Origin of the sequence: Lysinibacillus sp. G4S2 (assembly GCF_030348505.1) — a bacterium.
Lineage (GTDB): Bacteria > Bacillota > Bacilli > Bacillales_A > Planococcaceae > Lysinibacillus.
The window spans coordinates 3453929-3473873 of record NZ_JAUCFJ010000002.1 but is presented as its reverse complement, the minus strand read 5'-3'; the positions used below and the strand labels follow the sequence as shown (position 1 = coordinate 3473873).

The window sequence follows — 19945 nt, the reverse complement described above, 5'->3', positions numbered from 1 at the left end:
ACTAACTTATAAAACTTGCAAATATTAATAAACTTAGAAAATGTATGAACTTAAAGCACTTGATTGTCTATGACAGGCGACAAGTGCTTTTTTGCATGTTTAAATAAGTAAATTGAAAAGATTACGATTATTTAATTAGTGTACTAAGTGTTAAATTTTATATAAGTACTAGCATACAAGGGGAAGTTGGAAATAGAGGTTTCGATAGATAAGTTCGTTATAGATTATAAGGATGTACCACATTCAGCATTTTTACGTGTTTATATGTTGGGGGTGAAGAAATATCAAGTGAAAATGAAGATTTATAGTGGAACATATAGCTATGAATTGCACATGCGGAAAAGTGACGATGTATACATTCATATGTATTTTAAAAACTTTAGAGAAGCAGAAGGTTACTTACATACCCTAAGGATTGAGACAAGGCCAGAGCATTACTCACATTTCAGAGAAATATTAGAGATGATAGGGAAGCGGGCAAGCCGAGTAGAATTTGTGAGCTGTGATGTAGCGTACGATATACCAACGAAACTAGAAAATGTGGTCGTTATACCAATAGATGTGCGGAGGAAAATGAGTCATTGTGAAACGACACGTTATTTTGGTGAAGGTTATCAAAGAAAACAGAATGGATATTGTCGAATTTATGATAAGAGACTAGAGCTATTTAGAAATAAAGGTATTTATTTGGAAAATGATTTGAGTAGGATTGAAGTCGTCTATAAACCAGATGAAAAAATAGAGCTTAAAGATATAGAGAGACATTCGCCAAAACAGAATAAACAATACTTTGCGGTGGTGATAATGGATTGGCAAGCGTTGGAGAAGAAAGAAGTAGAACGAGTCATTAATTTAAGAGATGGAAAAGACATGTACACGCAGTATATACGTAGAGCAATAAAAAAGCCCCTTGCGAACCAGTATCGAGTGGATTTCGACGAGTTAGCAGGAGCAGTATGGAAACAACTGATAGATGAGCCATGTTCGATGGTACTTGGGGTTGCTTAGTCAATTGGCTCTAATACAAGGAGGTCTTGAATAGAAACTTGTAATGTATCGCATAAGATAGAGAGAATACGTGTATGTAGACATTGTACAGGGCGAGTACATAGGTCATTTACCGTATTCGGACGTAAAGAGGCTTGTCTGGCAAGTTGCCGACGGCTCATTTGTTTTTCAATTAAAATTTCATTGAGACGTAAACGAATAGTAGAAGACATAATAAAAACACCACCTCTTTTTTTTGATTGTAACGGTTACTTATAGTGTACGACCCTACTAGAGAAAAAACGACTGTAAAATAAAGGGTTGTGCAAAATTTGGGTAAGGTCGTACAGTATGTTGTAACGGATAGACGTTACACACAAGTTATCCGCAAAAAACGGGTAAGCGTTACAGGGACTTTAATTGCTGTAACGGGAGGGGCATTATGAAAGAAAAAGTAGTTGGTTATGTACGAGTTTCAACAGAAGGGCAAGTACGTGAAGGATATAGCTTAGCGTATCAAGTAGAAGAAATTGAGAGGTATTGTGACGAAAATAAGCTACAACTGCTTCACATATATGAGGATAGAGGACTCAGCGGAGCGACAGTTGATGAGGATGGATTAACAATTGAGCGAGAAGGCTTGCAAGAGCTATTGGCAGATATAGAATATCATCAAGTGAGCCAAGTAATTGTATTAAATACGTCTCGTTTGTGGCGCTCTGATATGGCAAAAGTATTGATACAACGAGAGTTGAAAAAATATAACGCAGATGTGAAAGCGATTGAGCAGCCAAATTACAGCATATACACACATGAACCAAATGATTTTTTAGTGAATGGCATGTTAGAGCTGTTAGATCAATATCAAAGGCTCGAAATTGCATTAAAGTTGAGTAGAGGAAGAAAGAAAAAAGCTGAACAAGGTGGCTATGCAGGTGGTGGTGTCATGTTTGGTTATACAGTACAGAAAGGACGAAAAGTATTAGAAGTGGATACAGAGAAAGCGATCGTTGTACGGAGGCTATTTGAATTAAGACATTTTTTTAAACATTGGTCACTATCTAAATTGGCAGAACAGCTCAACATGGAAGGCCATCGAACAGAGAAAGGGAAACGATTTACAAAAGTACAAGTGAAGCGCATTTTGGACCGTGAAAGCTTTTATCGGGGGATTTATACATATGGGCAAATTCAAGCAAACGGGCAACATCCTGCAATAATTTGAAGGGTTACTTAAAAAAGGTGCTCATTTTCTTATAAGTTAGTATGTAACGATGAAAATGGATAGGCTTTCGTACCAATGCGCACCGGAAGGTGAACGCTCGAACTAAGGTTGCCGGCATTTTCATTCCATTGAATAGGAGGATGAGTTAATGCACGAACGACAGAAACATTTTTATGTGGGAGTAGACTTACATAAGCAACACCATGTGGCGGTTATTATTAATTGTTGGCAAGAGAAACTAGATGAAATAAAGTTTGAAAATAAACCGTCTGCTTTTTCAACATTTTTACTGGATATATATAAACATATGGACGATGGTTTGACACCTATTTTTGGTTTAGAAGATGTTGGGGGCTATGGACGAGCATTAGCGCAGTTTTTGGATGAGCACGGACAAGTTGTAAAAGAAGTAAATCCAGCTCTTTCATACGCTGAACGAAAAAGCAATATGACCACACAAAAAAGCGATAGTTGGGATGCAGAATGTGTAGCCAGAATTTTGGTGAACAAACTAGAGCAGTTACCAGACGCTAAACCACATGATTTATATTGGTCGATACAACAACTGGTCAGTAGAAGAAATGCATTAGTAAAAGCACAAGGGGCTTTAAAGAATCAACTACATATTCAATTAAGTCACCACTATCCAAGCTATAAAAAGTTTTTTTCAGAAGTAGATGGAAAAACAGCATTAGCATTTTGGGAACGATACCCATCTCCACCGAGTTTAGAAGGGGTAAGTGTTAAGCAATTGACCATATTTTTATTAGAAGCCAGTAATAATACATGTTCAGTGAAAAAAGCAAGTGAAATTTTAAAGTTGGTGAAAGAGGATGGAAACACAGTAAGAGAACACCAAGAAACACGAGACTTTCTAGTAAAGAGCATCGTCAGAGACATTTCATTTAAGAAGCAGGAAATGCGTTTTGTGGAACAAGAATTAAAAGGGTTAATGAGTTTACTAGACTTTCAATTAGACACGATGCCAGGCATAGATCTCGTTACAGCTTCAGCTTTAATTGCAGAAATAGGCGATGTACGCCGTTTTCCGAATGCCAACAAATTAGCACGATTTGCGGGTATTGCGCCTGTTTACTTTGGCTCTGGTGGGAAAGGAAGGGAACAAAAAAGCAAGCAAGGAAATCGGGCGCTACATGCTTTATTTTACAACTTAGCCGTACAGCAAGTACAAGTGGCAAAAGGAAGTAAGCTGCCTAGGAACCCAGTGTTTTATGCATACTATCAACGGAAACTAAAAGAAGGCAAAACAAAGGGACAAGCATTGGTTTGTATCATGAGACGGCTTGTGAACATTATATACGGTATGATGAAGCACAAAACAGCCTATGAATTGCCGATAATAAAGGAGGAAGAAGTAGTTTAATAAGGTATAAGATAGATTGTTTTTTTTATTAGCGATTTTAAGATTACAACATAGGGTACGGGTAAATATACTGGAGGAAGAACACAGAAAGAATTGGATGATTTAGCAGGAGATCCATCACATGCAGGAAGAATCGAAGATCAAGGAATAAAAGAAAGAGAGGTTGGATTAGAATTAGAAAGTCGTGGTGATTTAGGAAAAATTATCAGAGATCCAAAAGCTGATAAAGGTGCAGAGTTTATTGATACTGTTACAGGGAAAAAATGGGATGTAAAGAGCTTTGAATCTTATCCCCATGGTCATACTTCACCCAAAAAAGGTGCTTTTACAGTTGATAACGCTATGAAAAAAATAAAGAAAGAGTTTGAACGAGGTCACAATGTTATAATTGATGATAGAAATTTGACCCCAGAACATACCAAGCAATTGAAAGAGGCAATACAAAAAGAGGGGATATCAGACAAGATTATTTGGTATCCTTAGAGGGGGGAATCATCATTAATAATTGCAAAAAAGAGGAATTAATTCAACTTTTAGAATCACATAAAATTTGGCTTGATTCTCTAGGATTAGAAGGCAAGAAGTTAGTTCTTGATGAAGTAAAGTTGACAGAAGTAGATTTAATAAAATATCCATTAAATCAGGCTTATATTACAGATTGTATCTTTAATAATATGAACTTGATAAATATAGAAATGTATTCTTCAACTATTTGTTCTTCAAGCTTTGTGTTTACGAATCTAGAAAATGCTGATTTCTATAAAGCAGATGTTTCTTATGCAAACTTTACAAACGCAAACCTTCAAAATACAAGATTTGCTAAGAGTGATTGTATTGAAACTATATTTAATAGTGCAAACTTACGTAATGCAAAATTAGTAGCAGCCCTTTTTGATAATGCAGATTTTCGTAATGCAAACCTTCAAAATGCAGACGTAAGCGAATCGACGTTTGAAAAAGTATTGCTAAACGGAGCTAAACTAACAGGGGTTCGAGGCTTAGAAGAGGCTTTTATTAAAAGTATTAATATTGGGACGCCGGAACGACCAAATATTCTAATAGGTGGAGAGGCTAGAAAGTGGTTACAAGATAATAAGTAAACATTTTGGATTTAGTAGAAAATGGGTTTTGTTGTACAACCAACAATTATGTATAGGGTTAGAAGTGATGAGCAATTGAAGTAAGAGCAAAATAACTTTTTAGATATATTATTTATAACCTAGATTGGCTAACCACCTTTCAAGGCTTTTTGTTATGGTTAAAACAATACGACTTTAGGAAGACAACCCATATTTACTGGGAGAATATGTGGTTTACAGTGTAGGTGTTAAATAAAGCTTCCACATTTACTCTACAATGCAGACAAGTAAAAAGAGAAGTTAGAATTTGTTGATAAGATAAAGCCATGACATGTTTGTTCAAAATTAATATGTTATGAAGGCGCAGTACCACCCAAGAGTGTTACCCGATGATAAAAAACGTGAGAAGTAAATTACGCTTTCCTATCCAAGTACTTAACTAGGCTATTCAACGACATCGAGCGATCAATGGAGGAGCGGGATTCAGTATCCTATGTGATAGAGTCTCAAAAAACATTTACAAGAATTATTATAGTTCTAGTTGGTTGGATAGTTCCGTGACCTGGTTTATCAGGAACATGAACCAAGTCTGAACCTAAGTCACCTAAGGGAAGTAAACTGGAAAATTGGTTAAAGAAACATCGAACAGCGAAATGGGGAAAAGTCTCCTTAAAGGTATAGTATAACTTGAAGAGTAATACTTTGAGTGTATACCGAAAAAAGAGTTTACTGCCTCCTGAAAGTTAGACCAGAAGTCTAATTTTCAGGGGGTGTTTTAATTTGAACACTCAACAAAATTATTATCTTTTGATTCATCGTCCAGGTAATATTTTGAAAGCGTATCTGCACGACGGTATAGGGAAGATGTCGCTTGGGAAACGTTTGGCTATGACGAAAATGGCTTGTTATTGGAGACTGAGAATGAGCATGTGACCGTAAAGTTTGAGCGGGACACATCTGGACAAGTAATCAGGGAATGGCAGAATGACCAGTGGATTGCAAGTAGCTATGATGAATTAGGTAAACGTTCACAGATTACAAGTAGCTTAGGTACAAAAATCGATGTAGCTCGTAATGAAATGGGGAATGTGCCGCAAATCACGGCTTCTCGCTCAGAGCAAGAAATTTGGATAGTGTCAATGCAGTACAATGAACTCGGTCAAGAGATTGAGAGAATCTTACCAGGGGATGTCATCAGCAAATGGCAGTATGATACGATGGGTAGACCAACACACCACCGAATAAGTAGTCAAAACCGCGATACACGAAGACGAGTCTATAATTGGGATGTCAATTATCGCTTACGAAGCATGGTAAATGAGTTAACGGGAGTAAAAGTTACCTATGGTTACGATGAATTCAGTAACCTCGTTTGGTCCAACCAAGGCGGTCAATTTGATTTCTTACACCGCAGTGTAGACGATGTCGGGAATATGTATGAAACAAGAGAAAAGAAAAGACAGATTGTGTCTATGGTGCCGGAAGTAGATTGCTTGAAACGATAGAGGCCACATTCTCTTATGATGATGAAGGTAATCTGATTCAGAAGGTTGAGAAGAATGGTTATACGTGGAAGTACGAATATAACGGAAATGGCATGATGTCTAAAGCTATAAGTTTTTCACAGGATAAATCTATTTTAAAAGAAGTTCACTTTATGTATGACCCGCTCGGACGACGAGTAGCCAAAGTAACAAAATTTCTATGGGATGGCAACACTATCTTGCACGAATGGAACATAACAAAAGAGAGTAACCCGTCCCAACCGACAAAAGAAGAGCTGACAACATGGATATTTGATGCAGACACCTTTATCCCAACAGCCAAACTAACAAGTGAAGGTAGTTACAGTATTATAACCGACCATCTAGGCACACCTGTAAGTGCTTATGATGAGTGTGGTTCACTAATATGGTCAGCAGAACTTGATATATATGGAAGAGAGAAAGAATTCACAGATAATGAAAAAATAGGTGGCTATACTTGTAAAGAAGAATTCTCAGTGGACTTTATTCCATTTCGTTTCCAAGGTCAATACCATGATTTGAAAACACGGTTATACTATAATCGATTTAGACACTATTCACCTGATATGGGAATGTACACTCAACAAGACCCGATTGGGTAGGTTGGTGGGAATCCTACACTATACGGATATGTGAAAGATCCTAACACATGGATTGATGTGTTTGGGTTGGAAACCATATTTGTAAATCCAAATGACATTAATTTCTCACAAAGGACTGTATCAGAAGTAAGGGTATTTGATGCATCTAAGTATACACCAATAAATGTTATCGAAGTTGATGGACAACTGGTATCTTACGACAATAGAAGATTACTCTCTGCTCAAAATGCAGGAATAGAAAAACTTGAAGTTAATGTTGTAAAAGCAGAAGACATACATCCTGATTCTACAACAGGGAAGACTTGGGGACAGAAATTCAAAGAACGGTTTAACGACATAAGGAACAAAAAAGCAGGTGGAGTTGTTCCTGATAAAGGATTGAAAGAGAAACCTATAGTTCCTTGTAAAAAAAGGAGATTTTATGAGTATAAATAAGTTGATTGAAAATTTTGAGTGTCCATTAATTAATGCTTTTTTCTTTTCTAATGAAGATATACTAGTTTTAGATAATAACAACGAATGGATAAGAGTGTTATGCAAATCGACAATTGAAAGTTTTTTCAAGTACAATGATGGAGATTCCGTATGTCATTTTGATATATTGAAAAAGTATGAAACAGATGATTTTACTGTAAGCATTGGAGAAGGTAGTTTTGGAGGAGACGGTATTGTTCAATTGAATGATAAAACAGGAAAATTAATTTGGTTCTTATTTTTAGATAATAGTAATCCTTTTATAAAAGCAGAATTAGAAAATGATTCTATTCAAGTAACAAGTACAAAGGGTATTAAAATTAAAATTCCAATACATAACCCTGAAAAAATCTCCATAGTAAAATAAATTGATATGCAATACCCTAGTTGTCGACTTTAATTCTAACTATCTAGGTGTTCTAAGCTTGCCTATGACAGTCAAGGCAAGCTTGTATGGTCAATGGAGCTGGATATGTACGGAAAGGTTAGAGAACTAACCGGAGAGCAGGATTTTATTCCATTTAGATTCCTAGGTCAATACCATGATTTGGAAACGAGATTATACTATAATCGCTTTCGCTATTATGACCCAGAAATGGGTATGTACACCCAACAAAACCCGATTGGATTAGCTAGAAATAATCCTACTTTCCAAGGGTATGTTGGTGATGTAAATAAATTGGTAGATCCTTGTCTATACCTTCTGAATATCAAGAATATATTGATATTATTTCTTCCTAAAAATCATGATGTTATCAAGGATATACTCGACAATCCAGATAATATTTTTTAACATAAGAACAATAATCATTTACTATTCTATAAAGATGGAGATGTTGTAGTAGTTAGCGGAAAGGGCTCTGGCATAATAACCGCTTATGGCAAGTCTGATGCTGCCGGAGTGTATAAAGACATTAAGTCTATAACTGATAAGCCCGCAATTACTCAAATAGAATGAAACTATGAATAATATAACAAAAATAGTTAATGGTGGTTACTACTGTATAGAGTGGGGAGAATCAGTTTATGCTTCTGATGAAATACAAGATTATTGGGAAGCAGATAGATTCGGAAATGTTTGTAAACTAAACATTCAGCTACTCTATAATTCAGGTTCTAAAATTCTACAAAACGAACCTAAAGTACTAAAAGTATTAGGTGAAAAACAAAAAGAAAAGATAGAATTAAATTTTCAAGTTTTTTTGGATAAAAACAAAAAACTTGATAATGTACGTCAATTTCTATATAAGGATACTATTATTTTTTCATATTCTATTGAAAATGAACTTTATTTAGCTGAAAGTTATATTTTCAGGGAATTAACAGAAGATGTATTTATAGTTTTTGATGAACAAATGACTTTAAAATATTTGATTCTTGAAAAAACATCAACATTTAATTACCAAAACATAAACAACGATCTATACAATTTAGAAGCAGAAACAAAATATGATCTCATTAAATTATATTTTAAAATTTACACTTACAATCAGAATGATGTAGTTGAAATACAAAATTTAATAGATGAGATAATAAGTTTTAAAAAAAAACACAGAAAATCGTGATTTAGGAATCAGCGTTTTCTTAAATGAAGAAATAACCTATTTAAAAGATGAATTAGTTGATTCAGAGGGATTGTAAACTATTAAATGATGCAAAAGAGAAGTCCCAATATATCGAGCTTTGCAAAATAAAAAGCATGTCAAAAGCGAGTCATTTAGTATACACAGCCTGATTCAATAGGTTTGGCTGGACAGAATCCGACATTGTATGCTTATGTGAGCGATCCGAATTTTGAGATAGCCCCTTTTGGTTTAGCTAAACATAGAGGCAGAATTCAAGCGCAAGGTTCCAAATTAGAAGAATCCGTAGCTTGGAATCGTGATACCCCTTCAACAGTTTCTGAGGGATTAGCGATGGTGGATGAGTTAGAGGCTAAGTTAAGCGAAACGGATAGAAAATTAAGAAAAACAGAATTCGAAAAGGCACGAAAATTATTAAAAATGCTGGAAATGTTAATTGGGTTGATGCTCCTGTTTCAAATACTTATCAAGTAAAAAATACAAAACATGAAAGAGTGGACGTTGAAGTAAAAACGGGAAAAACTTTTGTTCCTGATCCATCACCTGTAAAAGGAAAGGGGGGGGGTTTGTAAATGATTCCACACCATAAATTTCAGAAATTCAATACTTATTTAGAAGATGAATATGTTTATGCTGAGTTAGAGCAATTCTGGATTGATTTTTTTCTAAGCATTTTAGATAAAAACAGTAAAAATAAAAATGAATGGATTTCTCCTTTTTACAACACTAAATTTTCGAAAGGGAAAAGTATGATGAATGCAAATCCCATTTTTTCTGCAAAATCATTAAAAAATGAAAAGATTATCAGAATACTTCAGACAGATATGGGAGACCGACAAGAACTTTCTCATTGGATAAATAGTACGATGGATAATCATAATGATGAATTAGTAATCAATTGTGTGTTAAATGAAAAAAACTTAATAGAGATTGAAAGCCTAATACTCAATTGGATTAAATCTTGAGTGAGACCAAATTCAAGCAGACAATAAAAATTTAAGCAAACAGGATGTTGATCATCTCTCACATCCTGTTTCTTACACTTTTCATCGCGTTTCTTACATTCCATAAATTATTTACTACCATTTCCTAGGTAAGGCAGTCATCAAAACGGATTCCATTTATTACGCCTGTAATCGCCCCGCTCCCTACAAAAGAAAATTTTGATAAAAAGATTAGATCATTAAATACTAGACCTTACGTTGAAGATGAGCATGATTTTATTTATATTGTTAATTCTCACGTTAGGATGTTTTCAAGGTCAGTAAGACTTACATAATTCGAAAACCCAGCATATAAATAGTGATTTCACTTCATATTTTGATACACCTAGTGAAGGCTTTAAAAAATATAAAGACGGTAAGACTACTTGCCTAGGTTGATTGGATTATTGTAAACCTATAATACACTGTAGGTATCTATAGAAAGGAATTTAATATGATGATTAATGTAAATATTAACACATCTAGTTTGGTAAAGTACCATGACTTGATTGTTGGAGAGGTGTATTTTTCTTTCAAAGAAACAGTTTTTCCGAAAGAAAAAAAAGAAAAATGGTCAGATTTTATTGTTTGGGTCTTAACTGATTGGAATGAGGCTCTTGAAAAAATGAAAAATAGTTCAGATGAGACTGCTTTTCAATTAAAATTTTTTAATGGACCATTTAGAGCAAATGTAATAAATATAAATGGTTTGTTAAAATTCCAATTCTTTCAAGAAATATATGATAAAACAAAAATAGTATGTGAATGTGAATGCGACTTGTTAGAATTTGAAAAGTCTTTAAAAGATGCTACAAAAGAATTGTTAATCGAATTAGAGAAAAGAAACTGGATTTCCAAACAAACCGAAGAGTTATCGCATTATATCACTTTTTGATTCGCCATTTTGAGATCGGATCAATCCTAAAAAAGTGGATATTAGTTTAGAAAAGTAAAAATCTAAGCCCGTATAAAAATAGAAGTCTAAAATATCGTTGATAATATTCAAAAAATTTTCACTGAGGTGTATTAGATGGAGGTTATTGTAAATATTAATCTTTCAAGTTTAGTAAAGTATCAACAGGATGTGATTGTTGGAGAGGTGTATTTTTCCTACGGGAATAATGTTTTTCCAAAAATAAAAAAAGTAAATTGGATAGATTATATTGTTGATGTCTTGATTGATTGGAATCAAGCTTTTGAAAAAATAAAAAACAATTCAGATGAGACTACCTTCCAATTAAGTTTTTTTGACGGACCATTTAAAACTGATGTAGTAAATAAAAATGGTTTATTAAAATTTCAATTCGTGCAAATAAAACAGGGTACTATACTATCAATGACTGAATGTGAATGCGACTTGATAGAATTTGAAAAATCCTTAAAAGCTGCTACTAAAGAATTGTTAATTGAATTAGAGAAAAGAAACTGGATTTCTAAACATACCGAAGAGTTATCGCATTATATCACTGTTTGATTCGCCATTTTGAGATCGGATCAATCCTAAAAAAGTGGATATTAGTTTAGTAAAATAAAAATCTAAGCCCGTATAAAAATAGATTCGTTATGACATAAAAAGTCAGTAAATTTAGAAATATGGCAACCACTTTCATAACGGTATAAAAAGACATGACAAGGTTAGAGCCAGTTCGTACGGAACTAGCACACTAGACGGTCAAAACTCTTTTCTATAATATGAATATCGCTCTGAGTGAATAATAATCTCAACTAAAAATAGAACAAAACAAGCAAAAGAGTAGTCAAAAAACCAAATTGGTTTTAAGTCCTACTCTTTTTAATTTAAGAAATTATTTGCTTTTCGGATAAGGTTTTCTCTCATTAGTTTTCCCTAAAATATAGTCAACGCTTACCTCATTATAATCTTATAACTTAATTTGAACTAGGCAACCGTTCACAGATTACGAGTAGCTTAGGTGCAAAAATCGATGTTGGTCGTAATGAAATTGGAAATGTGTCGCAAATCACGGCTTTTCGCTCAGAGCAAGAACATTGGACAGCAGCAATGCACTTGGTCAAGAGATTGAGAGAATATTACCCGGAGATGTCATTATAATGTCATCAGCAAATGGCAGTATGACATAACTGGTAGACCAATACACCATCGAATAAGTAGTCAGGGCCGTCATACACGAAGACGAGTCTATAATTGGGATGTCAATTACTGCTTACGAAGCATGGTAAATGAGTTAACTGGCGTAAAAGTTACTTATGGTTACGATGAATTCAGTAACCTAGTTTGGTCCAATTAAGGAGGTCAATTTGACTTCTTACACCGTAGTGTCGATGATGTCGGGAATCTGTATGAAACGAAAGAAAAGACAGACCGTGTCTATGGTGCTGGAAGTAGATTGCTTGAAACAAGAGAGGCCACATTCTTTTATGATGAGGAAGGGAATCTGATTCAAAAAGTCGAAAAGAATGGTGATACGTGGAGGTACGAATATAACGGCAATGGCATGATGGAGAAAGTCATCAAGCCTGACAACACAGAAGTTACTTTCAACTATGACCCGCTAGGTAGACGAATAGAGAAGCGTTCTGACGAGAAAACTATGAGTTTCGTCTGGGATGAGAATACGATCCTACACGAGTATTTCAGGCAGAATGATTTAGATAAAGTTGAAAATCTAGTTGAATCTTCTTTACAGACTGACTCCGAAATAGTAGATAACCTAATTACATGGATATTTAAGGATTGGTTTGTACCTTCAGCTAAAATTACGAATGAAGTTAAACAGTATTATTAGTGATTATCACGCCTGTCGAATCCTTTGATGAGGAAGGTAATAAAGTTTGGTCAGCTGAGCTTGATATATTCGGCAGGGTAAAAGAATTTACAGATGTAAAAGATTTTATTCCATTTAGATATCAAGGACAGTATGAAGATATTGAAACAGGATTGTACTATAAAAGATTCCGTTATTATTCACCAGCCGACGGAATGTACACGCAGATTGATCTGATAGGATTGACGAGAAATAATCCTACATTGTATGGATATGTTAGTAATCCTAATGCTGAGGTAGACTTATTCGGACTAGCACCTTGGAAAAACGGTGGATTTATTGAATGGTTTAATAAAGCTACTCCAGAGCAAGTTTCTCAACATATTCAATCTGTTAAAAGAGCTTACGAAATGGAGGAGGTATTCATGAGATGTTTCCTGTATCAATTGCTGTAAAAGCGAGGGAATTAGGATTCACAGCAGAGGAGTTGTTGGAAATGGTAGTTCCTTTAAATGGTGATAAAAAGTATTTTAGGTATATTTGTGGAGATGGTAATATTATATCAGGTAAACATCACAGTAGTAGTGCAAGTAAGAGATTCCATGACATGTTATTAAACAGTTAAAGAGTGCTAAAACGAAGGAAGAAGCACTTGGAATAATCAATAAAAATCATGATAATCATATGAAGATGAGGTGTAAATAACAAATGAATTATGGAGAACAAAACACATCTAAAGTGCATATTTGGGTAGGAAATAATTTTGAGAAGGATTATGAGGAGTATTTTAAATTAGACTATAGAGAAGATGTAGAAATAGGAGATTTAGATTATAAAATCTGTGGTTTTTGTAAAGATATAGGGGAAGTATTTTACGATGAGGACTGGATTGGATATACCCAGCACTCACAAGAGATAGACTTAGATATTCTTATAAACCAAGATGAATTATCAGTTACGGAAGAAACTATAACAAAAATTAGAGAGATTTGTATAAAGAAGGGCGTTGAAAAAGCGAATGCAGTGTTTTGGTATTATGATGGTGGTATCATGATAAAAGATAAAGAAAAGCTTTATAATAAGCTAACTTATATTGGAATGTTTGATGCTATCTAGTATTTAAGTAGGGATAAACCAAAAATAATCTAAAATAATTGGGTTATACGGTAAGTGGGAAATAGTATGACGGATTTCTACATTAACCACCTTTAGGTAGAATAGCTAATATAGATATTCTACGAAAGGTGGTTTTATTTTGGATATCATACCAGTTAAACTTGGAGACATTAGTTCAAATCGTGCGGATCGAACACAAAATAATTAGCATCAGCGGTATAACAACTCATAACAGCACCGTAATCGGATTATTTGCAAGATTAGAATGAATAGTGAATAAGATAGACCCTAATGCTAAAGTCGGATATAGAGGTTCTTTGGCTACTAGTAGGAAAGGTCCTCATAAAGGAAATCTTCCGTTTGATCCAACGGACTTTGACATTGACGCTTTTATTGTAAGTGATGAACTTTCTTTAAAGTTCCGTTCTTCCGGAAAATGGGGATCTGGAGCTAAAATAAGAGAAATTAGACAAATGCAACAAGAAATTGTTAAAGCACTCAAAGGCTCATTGGATGGTTTAAGGAAGATAGATTAAAAGGATAGACCTGATAGATTTACATTCCGAATATTTACCCAAGAGGAATATTCGAATAAGTATAATAAAGGTAGTAAAACTTCTAAAACATATCCTTTTTCTCCTCCAAAACTTTATCTTAATACTCGAATAAGATGGGCTGGTGCCATATGCGTTTTCGTCCCAAAGCGAAAAGGCAAGCGCGTGAGTACATAAGTCAAGCCTATTGGAAGTCGAAGGCGACCAAAGAACGTATGAGCGAAATCTGACAGGATACTTTAAGTGCCTATTATCGAAACCCTTTATCTATAGGGAATTTATGGAATAAAAAAGAATGTTTCTCTAATGTTCTTTCTTCGGTCTTAAGTGTAGAGTTAGACTATTCTGCTAGAACGATGTTTCACCATTATGTAGATTATTTTTTAAACTACACGGATATTTTCTTAAGGCCAAAATATTGATTGGAATTTTTTATCGATGATGTTATATGTGGGTAAGATTTATGAATAAAAGTCCACTCTAAAAAAGAGTATGATTATACGAAATTTGTATGTTGAGAGGCTTTAAAATGATGAGTGTGGTGTAAAGAATATTTCAATATTAGGATCCTAGTATGGGAATGTATACGCAAATAGGCCCTTATAGGTCTTACAGGGGGCAATCCTACATTCTATGACTATGTGAAAAGACCGAATAAGTTTATACTGCCATCAATGCAAAGCCCATTTCGTTTTGATTTTCCACGGACAGAAAATCGAGTGAAACGCAAATTAGCTTTCATAAATCCAAAAACTGGTACTGCATCGATTAGTCGTTGTCGATAGATAGCACCTGTTTTTTTTTTCTGAAAGCTTATATTCTTTTTGTTCTTCCCACTTGTCATTGATCATTAATTTCCTGTTATTTTCTTCATTAGCTTTTGTACAGAAGGAACGGAATAAACAATCAGTACAATCTTCATTTACATAGATTTTCAAAGTACGTGTAAAACAATATTCATCTCAATTGTTTTCTGTGCGAAAGAAAGTGAGATTCCGTGTTTGGTTGAATGATGAAAAAGTTCTAAATGGAAATATTTATGTTAGTTAAATCCAAAAAATGAAAAAAGGAGTTTGAATTTATGTATTTCGTCCGATAAAAGCCTAGGGTGAAATTTCATCGATAAAAGAAGGGTAGGTTGTGAGCAGTAGAGGGAAGCGGCATTCTTTTTGAGTCTAGATCATTGACTATAGTGCCATTAAAATAAAACACAAAATTATACAATAATAAACATCTTAAGAACTAATGGAGGCAAAAGGAGAACTGTTGTAAGAAGAAATTATTTGGAAGCTTTAAGGGCAAGCTTTACACATTATTTGCTCTTATCTTGCTAGTTCCAGTTATTACTGTTGGGAGTTTTTCGTATCTTTCGGCAAAAAATTCGATAAAAGAAGAAATATTATTTAGTGCAAATGAAAGTGTAACTATGTTAAATTCAACTATTGATAAAACCATTAGTGAAAAAATAAACGACATTAATGTTTATAGCGAGGAAATAGATTCTTCTATGTATTAACAGAAGGGAGCCGTAATATTAACCGATTTTCATCATTATATGAAGATGAATCCAAATGTTTCAAGCATTTATCTTGGAACAAATGAGGGGAAAATATTTCTAGAACCTAAATCGAATATTACGGATTACAATGTTTTAGAAAGAGATTGGTATAAAAAGGATACGGCTTTAAAGGGAGAAATTTTAATAACGAATCCTTATATTGATGCATTTACTGGAGAGATGGTTGTAACAGTTGCTCGTCAGCTAAAGGACAAATCTGGGGTAGTGTGTCTAATCTGATAATTACAATTCGCCGTAAAATAAAAATTAGCAATTAGCAAAAAACATTTTACAATATTATAAGTAAATCAAAAAAGATTTCTTTTATTTTTTATAAAGGAACAGAGGAGGTTTTATGTATGACAACAAGAATTGCAATTATAGAAGATGAAGATAATATCCGTGAAATATGCAAACGGTACTTAGAAAGAGAAGGATATGAAGTATACACCGCTGAAAACGGAGAAGAAGGTTGGAATTTATTTCAGCAATATCAACCAGATCTCATTGTTTTAGATTTGATGATGCCGAAAAAAGATGGATGGGAACTATGTGAGGAAATTCGCCAACACTCTAATGTTCCTATTATTATTTTGACTGCAAGGGGAGAAGAAAGAGATCGAATTTTGGGATTAACAATAGGCGCGGATGATTATGTAACAAAACCATTTTCGCCTCGTGAATTAGTATTAAGGGTACAAATTGTATTACGAAGAGGCAATCAAGCAACAATACAAATGCAAGAACCAGTATCAGAGATAGTAAGATTCCAAGATTTAGAGATTCACTCAACAAAAAGACGTGTATTTGTTTGTGGGCATGAAATTGAGTTAACAGTGAAAGAATTTGAGGTACTTCATATAATGGCAAAACATCCAAGACAAGTATTTTCAAGATCCCAACTTCTGGAACAAATTTGGGATTTTGATTATGTAGGGTGCACAAATACAGTAACAGTTTTAGTAAGTCGCCTACGAGAGAAATTAGATAAACATACAACAAAGAATCGTTGGATTCATACAGTTTGGGGTATAGGTTATCGCTTTGAGCCAGATGGAGGAAATGAAATATGAAGTTACGTTATCAATTGTTGTTGATGAATTTATTAAGTACGGGTATTATGTTAATCTCTATCTGGTATAGCGAAAGAAAAATGTTACTTAGACCAGAACAGACACGGTTATTTATAGGAATCGTGGTGGTAGCACTCATTATTTCAACGATTATTTACTGGTTAATGACACGTCCCATTATGAGATCTATCCAAAATTTAATTGCATTAACCAAACAATTTAGTGATAGACATTTTGAAACGATATACATTATAGGGAAAGAACCGGAAGAGTTTAAAGAATTAGCCACAGCTTTTCAAGAAATGGCAAAAAAATTAGAAGAAAGCTTTACTAAGTTAGAAAAAGGAGAAAAAGAACGTACTGAACTGATTGCGAATATTTCACATGATTTACGAACGCCTCTTGCTAGCATACAATTGATGATAGAAGCGTTACAGGATGGCTTAATTGCAGATGCTGATATGAAAAAACAGTATCTAACGACAATTCTAAACGAAATACAACGATTAAATGGACTAATTAATGATTTATTTGAACTGTCTAAGTTAGAACTTGGACAAGAAGCATTTAATCCAAGTTTAATACATATAGATAGTATTCTATTAAAAGTAATAGATTCACATGCTATCCTATTGAAAGACAAAGAGATTGATTTGCAATTACGTGTTTCAGATACATTACCAAAACTTTGGGTTATGCCATGTAAAATAGCCCGAGTAATCAATAATTTGTTACATAATGCGATTCGTCATTCTCCTACATGTGGTATAATTGAGTTAATTGTAGAGGGAAATAAACAGAAACAGCAAATTATATTCACTTTGCGTGATGAGGGGAATGGGATTTCCTACGATGAACAACTTCGTATATTTGAACGCTTTTTCAGAACAGATCCATCAAGAAGTTCACAATCTGGGGGATCTGGACTTGGACTCGCTATTGCAAAATCACTAGTGGAAATGCATAAAGGAGAAATTGGTGTTCGGGACCGTCCAGATGGAAAACAAGGATGTGAATTTTGGTTTACTCTTCCCGTCATATCAGAAAAGAAATAGATATAGAAAAAGAATCCCTTATTTTAGGGATTCTTTTTTGTTAAAGCTTGCTCATACAAACGATCTGCACATCAATTCATCTTTGAGATACAGATCATTTGCATGATAATTTTTCACACGTGTTGATTAACCAAAATTATACAGTCGGTGAATGATTTATGTCCCGATGAAATATCAGGATTTCTTTCACCCAGATTCGCCATTCTAGTGGCAGGGTAGCACAAAGAAACAGGCGTGTGAAACCTGCGAATGATAGGGGTTTTGTGTTATTTTTATTAATTCCTCGTGTGTGAAGAAATTTCAAACAAACATAGGCAATAATAATACTAATATAACGGATGAGCAAAAAGACATCCTGATATTAGACCAGCTTATGAGGATTTATTATCAAAGGGATGAAATTACGTAGGACTACTAATAACCAACTCACAAAATATCAAAAAAATATTAATAACTATCAAGAAGATCTATTAAAATATGAAAATTTGTACCCAGAACAAGTAATGGCCATGAACAACGTTTCTTCAAATATCGAAGTTTTTGCTGAAAACCTTTACTAGGAGAAGGAATGGTCACAACATGTAGAAATAATTAATTCAATTAGCAACGACATTGCAAAACTCAATACACCACTTATAAAGTTATTACACTCTAATCAATTAGATTATCAAATAGTCCGTCAGAATGATTTGAATATCATAAAATTTTAAAATGGAGGGTGTTAGTTATGAAAATAAAATCATTTTTTCAGGGAAAAAATGCCAGTCTTGATCAATTAACAGAAGTCGAAATCTCAGGACCTAAAAGAGCGCTAGAAAGATTAGAGGAGCAGGGTTCGACCGAGATATTGTCGCGTCGTGAACAAATATTAAATAATGCAACAACTTCAATTATACCAATGAATGAAGCTAATCACGATTTGCCCTTAACGATAGAAAATGGTCCTTCTTTGAATACACCTGTCATTAAAGGTCCTTTAATCCTGGAAGAGCATGAAAACTATACAAAAGAAAGGCTTAACCTCTCAACTGAAGGAGAAGGATTCCCGTCTCCAAGTGTTGAAGAGGTAACCCAAATAACACATATGAAATATGGAAACGATGAACACAATTATAATCCCGCGTTTCCTGTCCAATCTGTATCAACAATAAATGAACTTAATCATTATGAAATAGAAGAAGATCTTGATAAAGAAGCTGATGATGTTATAGAGCAAGACTATGACCCATTTGATGAGAGTTTATCAGAAACAGGATTTACTGAAGTAGAGGTTACTTTTATCGATGGAAAAAAGATGAGTTACTTATTTAATATCGGAAAATCTAAATTCGAGCAACAATGGCTTGATGAAATCTATTCCGTTGGAGTATTTACTGCAAAAGACATTTACGGCAACTTAGTTACTCTTTCACCTAAGGGCAAAGATAATAATGGTGTTGCATTTAACATCAAAGAAGGTACTTTACCTAAGTGACCAGCAAAAGGACCCAATGCGTTTAAATCCTTCCGGTACTGCAATTAATAGCACCGTACAACAAGTAGCAGGAGCAATAGGCACAGCTGTATTTGTAACAGTGATGACAACATATGAAAAAACACGAATAACTTAGCTAAAAGGTACGATGAATCAAACACTATTGCAAAAACAAGCATTGCTCGATGCAATTAACCGTACATCTTTCGTAACGATTGGTTTAGTTGTTGCAACACTTTTATCTGTCATGATTCGTAAACGTATTTGTGAGGAATAAAATGAGTACAATTTTTATATTTGACTAAAAAATTAGTCCAAGAATTACTCAACTTTGAATATTTAGAAACATTTTAACCGGTTCCCTGTACGTTAAGGAACCGGTTATTTATATGTGCGCCCGGCATGCGTATGAACTATAGGGTGCAAGTCCCGAACCCCGAAGACAGAAGTAGAGGTTAGCCAAGAGTAAGGTGTCCGTGGCGACGCGGAATCTGAAGGAAGCTGGAGGCAAAACACCGGTCCGAGGAA

General features: G+C 34.3%; 25 protein-coding genes and 2 pseudogenes. 25 read left to right on the top strand and 2 right to left on the bottom strand.

Going from position 1 to position 19945, the window contains the following annotated elements; all coding sequences use genetic code 11:
• The first annotated feature begins 186 nt into the window (after window positions 1–186).
• Entirely contained in the window at window positions 187–1008 is an 822-nt protein-coding gene (locus QUF91_RS17895; RefSeq protein ID WP_289418882.1) for a replication initiation protein, read from the top strand.
• On the opposite strand, the gene QUF91_RS17890 is transcribed toward QUF91_RS17895, so the two are convergent.
• Window positions 1005–1220 carry a helix-turn-helix domain-containing protein gene (locus QUF91_RS17890; protein ID WP_053486106.1) on the bottom strand — a complete coding sequence of 72 codons (216 nt, stop codon included), beginning with the start codon at window positions 1218–1220 and terminating at the stop codon, window positions 1005–1007. The genes QUF91_RS17895 and QUF91_RS17890 overlap by 4 nt on opposite strands.
• Before the next feature lie 209 nt (window positions 1221–1429).
• On the opposite strand from QUF91_RS17890, the gene QUF91_RS17885 reads away from it, so the two are divergent.
• The 19 genes and pseudogenes from QUF91_RS17885 to QUF91_RS17795 all read left to right on the top strand — a co-directional run bounded on the left by QUF91_RS17885 (window position 1430) and on the right by QUF91_RS17795 (window position 14239).
• The gene (locus QUF91_RS17885) at window positions 1430–2212 is read left to right on the top strand and encodes a recombinase family protein (RefSeq protein ID WP_289418879.1); all 783 of its coding nucleotides are present in this window, start codon (window positions 1430–1432) and stop codon (window positions 2210–2212) included.
• A gap of 148 nt (window positions 2213–2360) precedes the next feature.
• On the top strand, window positions 2361–3596 hold the full coding sequence (locus QUF91_RS17880; protein ID WP_289418878.1) for an IS110 family RNA-guided transposase: 1236 nt from the start codon (window positions 2361–2363) through the stop codon (window positions 3594–3596).
• Window positions 3597–3689: 93 nt separating this feature from the next.
• Complete coding sequence (locus tag QUF91_RS17875; protein WP_289418876.1) at window positions 3690–4079, top strand: glycosyltransferase family protein; 390 nt, start codon at window positions 3690–3692, stop codon at window positions 4077–4079.
• A complete protein-coding gene (locus tag QUF91_RS17870) occupies window positions 4067–4696 on the top strand; it encodes a pentapeptide repeat-containing protein (protein WP_289418874.1) in 630 nt (209 codons plus the stop codon). The genes QUF91_RS17875 and QUF91_RS17870 overlap by 13 nt, the downstream gene beginning before the upstream one ends.
• 887 nt (window positions 4697–5583) lie before the next feature.
• Window positions 5584–6180, top strand: coding sequence for an RHS repeat domain-containing protein (locus tag QUF91_RS17865; RefSeq protein ID WP_289418872.1), 597 nt, complete (start codon window positions 5584–5586; stop codon window positions 6178–6180).
• A complete protein-coding gene (locus QUF91_RS17860; RefSeq protein WP_289418870.1) occupies window positions 6165–6803 on the top strand; it encodes an RHS repeat domain-containing protein in 639 nt (212 codons plus the stop codon). The genes QUF91_RS17865 and QUF91_RS17860 overlap by 16 nt, the downstream gene beginning before the upstream one ends.
• Before the next feature lie 66 nt (window positions 6804–6869).
• Entirely contained in the window at window positions 6870–7238 is a 369-nt protein-coding gene (locus tag QUF91_RS17855) for a hypothetical protein (RefSeq protein ID WP_289418868.1), read from the top strand.
• Window positions 7225–7644: a hypothetical protein gene (locus tag QUF91_RS17850; RefSeq protein WP_285398400.1), complete on the top strand. Its 420-nt coding sequence runs from the start codon at window positions 7225–7227 to the stop codon at window positions 7642–7644. Before QUF91_RS17855 ends, QUF91_RS17850 begins: the two co-directional genes overlap by 14 nt.
• 105 nt (window positions 7645–7749) lie before the next feature.
• Window positions 7750–8070: an RHS repeat domain-containing protein gene (locus tag QUF91_RS17845; protein WP_289418866.1), complete on the top strand. Its 321-nt coding sequence runs from the start codon at window positions 7750–7752 to the stop codon at window positions 8068–8070.
• A gap of 169 nt (window positions 8071–8239) precedes the next feature.
• Complete coding sequence (locus QUF91_RS17840) at window positions 8240–8842, top strand: hypothetical protein (RefSeq protein ID WP_289418864.1); 603 nt, start codon at window positions 8240–8242, stop codon at window positions 8840–8842.
• Between the two features lie 180 nt (window positions 8843–9022).
• Window positions 9023–9334, top strand: a complete 312-nt coding sequence (locus QUF91_RS17835; RefSeq protein ID WP_289418862.1) for a hypothetical protein — start codon at window positions 9023–9025, stop codon at window positions 9332–9334.
• 98 nt (window positions 9335–9432) lie between these two features.
• The gene (locus tag QUF91_RS17830; RefSeq protein ID WP_289418860.1) at window positions 9433–9825 is read left to right on the top strand and encodes a hypothetical protein; all 393 of its coding nucleotides are present in this window, start codon (window positions 9433–9435) and stop codon (window positions 9823–9825) included.
• Between the two features lie 475 nt (window positions 9826–10300).
• On the top strand, window positions 10301–10738 hold the full coding sequence (locus tag QUF91_RS17825) for a hypothetical protein (protein ID WP_289418859.1): 438 nt from the start codon (window positions 10301–10303) through the stop codon (window positions 10736–10738).
• Window positions 10739–10873: 135 nt separating this feature from the next.
• A complete protein-coding gene (locus QUF91_RS17820) occupies window positions 10874–11317 on the top strand; it encodes a hypothetical protein (RefSeq protein WP_285398394.1) in 444 nt (147 codons plus the stop codon).
• 838 nt (window positions 11318–12155) lie between these two features.
• Window positions 12156–12608, top strand: a pseudogene (locus QUF91_RS17815) (hypothetical protein); the annotation flags it as partial.
• Window positions 12608–13042: an RHS repeat domain-containing protein gene (locus QUF91_RS17810; RefSeq protein WP_289418855.1), complete on the top strand. Its 435-nt coding sequence runs from the start codon at window positions 12608–12610 to the stop codon at window positions 13040–13042. The pseudogene QUF91_RS17815 and the gene QUF91_RS17810, both read left to right, overlap by 1 nt.
• Window positions 13018–13212: a hypothetical protein gene (locus tag QUF91_RS17805; protein WP_289418854.1), complete on the top strand. Its 195-nt coding sequence runs from the start codon at window positions 13018–13020 to the stop codon at window positions 13210–13212. Before QUF91_RS17810 ends, QUF91_RS17805 begins: the two co-directional genes overlap by 25 nt.
• A gap of 83 nt (window positions 13213–13295) precedes the next feature.
• Window positions 13296–13703, top strand: a complete 408-nt coding sequence (locus QUF91_RS17800) for an immunity 22 family protein (protein WP_289418851.1) — start codon at window positions 13296–13298, stop codon at window positions 13701–13703.
• Between the two features lie 272 nt (window positions 13704–13975).
• Window positions 13976–14239, top strand: coding sequence for a hypothetical protein (locus QUF91_RS17795; RefSeq protein ID WP_289418849.1), 264 nt, complete (start codon window positions 13976–13978; stop codon window positions 14237–14239).
• Between the two features lie 678 nt (window positions 14240–14917).
• Here QUF91_RS17795 and QUF91_RS17790 read toward each other — a convergent pair.
• Window positions 14918–15219, bottom strand: a pseudogene (locus QUF91_RS17790) (transposase); the annotation flags it as partial.
• A gap of 593 nt (window positions 15220–15812) precedes the next feature.
• Here QUF91_RS17790 and QUF91_RS17785 point away from each other — a divergent pair.
• From QUF91_RS17785 to QUF91_RS17765, 5 genes are all read left to right on the top strand, one after another.
• The gene (locus QUF91_RS17785; protein WP_289418847.1) at window positions 15813–16055 is read left to right on the top strand and encodes a PDC sensor domain-containing protein; all 243 of its coding nucleotides are present in this window, start codon (window positions 15813–15815) and stop codon (window positions 16053–16055) included.
• Between the two features lie 119 nt (window positions 16056–16174).
• The gene (locus QUF91_RS17780) at window positions 16175–16888 is read left to right on the top strand and encodes a response regulator transcription factor (RefSeq protein ID WP_285399199.1); all 714 of its coding nucleotides are present in this window, start codon (window positions 16175–16177) and stop codon (window positions 16886–16888) included.
• Complete coding sequence (locus tag QUF91_RS17775) at window positions 16885–17943, top strand: sensor histidine kinase (RefSeq protein WP_285399197.1); 1059 nt, start codon at window positions 16885–16887, stop codon at window positions 17941–17943. The genes QUF91_RS17780 and QUF91_RS17775 overlap by 4 nt, the downstream gene beginning before the upstream one ends.
• Before the next feature lie 727 nt (window positions 17944–18670).
• Entirely contained in the window at window positions 18671–19417 is a 747-nt protein-coding gene (locus tag QUF91_RS17770) for a hypothetical protein (RefSeq protein WP_285399196.1), read from the top strand.
• A gap of 148 nt (window positions 19418–19565) precedes the next feature.
• Window positions 19566–19694 (top strand): hypothetical protein, encoded by a 129-nt coding sequence (locus QUF91_RS17765; protein WP_285399194.1) that lies wholly within the window; start codon window positions 19566–19568, stop codon window positions 19692–19694.
• Window positions 19695–19945: the final 251 nt, after the last annotated feature.

Excerpts from the sequence above, each read along its gene's own strand:
- QUF91_RS17770 (WP_285399196.1), top strand. The coding sequence starts at position 18,671 with ATGAAAATAAAATCATTTTTTCAGGGAAAAAATGCCAGTCTTGATCAA.
- QUF91_RS17780 (WP_285399199.1), top strand. The coding sequence starts at position 16,175 with ATGACAACAAGAATTGCAATTATAGAAGATGAAGATAATATCCGTGAA.
- QUF91_RS17880 (WP_289418878.1), top strand. The coding sequence starts at position 2,361 with ATGCACGAACGACAGAAACATTTTTATGTGGGAGTAGACTTACATAAG.
- QUF91_RS17845 (WP_289418866.1), top strand. The coding sequence starts at position 7,750 with ATGTACGGAAAGGTTAGAGAACTAACCGGAGAGCAGGATTTTATTCCA.
- QUF91_RS17825 (WP_289418859.1), top strand. The coding sequence starts at position 10,301 with ATGATTAATGTAAATATTAACACATCTAGTTTGGTAAAGTACCATGAC.
- QUF91_RS17820 (WP_285398394.1), top strand. The coding sequence starts at position 10,874 with ATGGAGGTTATTGTAAATATTAATCTTTCAAGTTTAGTAAAGTATCAA.
- QUF91_RS17785 (WP_289418847.1), top strand. The coding sequence starts at position 15,813 with ATGAAGATGAATCCAAATGTTTCAAGCATTTATCTTGGAACAAATGAG.
- QUF91_RS17800 (WP_289418851.1), top strand. The coding sequence starts at position 13,296 with ATGAATTATGGAGAACAAAACACATCTAAAGTGCATATTTGGGTAGGA.
- QUF91_RS17830 (WP_289418860.1), top strand. The coding sequence starts at position 9,433 with ATGATTCCACACCATAAATTTCAGAAATTCAATACTTATTTAGAAGAT.
- QUF91_RS17765 (WP_285399194.1), top strand. The coding sequence starts at position 19,566 with ATGAATCAAACACTATTGCAAAAACAAGCATTGCTCGATGCAATTAAC.
- QUF91_RS17885 (WP_289418879.1), top strand. The coding sequence starts at position 1,430 with ATGAAAGAAAAAGTAGTTGGTTATGTACGAGTTTCAACAGAAGGGCAA.
- QUF91_RS17805 (WP_289418854.1), top strand. The coding sequence starts at position 13,018 with ATGTTTCCTGTATCAATTGCTGTAAAAGCGAGGGAATTAGGATTCACA.
- QUF91_RS17775 (WP_285399197.1), top strand. The coding sequence starts at position 16,885 with ATGAAGTTACGTTATCAATTGTTGTTGATGAATTTATTAAGTACGGGT.
- QUF91_RS17850 (WP_285398400.1), top strand. The coding sequence starts at position 7,225 with ATGAGTATAAATAAGTTGATTGAAAATTTTGAGTGTCCATTAATTAAT.
- QUF91_RS17840 (WP_289418864.1), top strand. The coding sequence starts at position 8,240 with ATGAATAATATAACAAAAATAGTTAATGGTGGTTACTACTGTATAGAG.
- QUF91_RS17890 (WP_053486106.1), bottom strand. The coding sequence starts at position 1,220 with ATGTCTTCTACTATTCGTTTACGTCTCAATGAAATTTTAATTGAAAAA.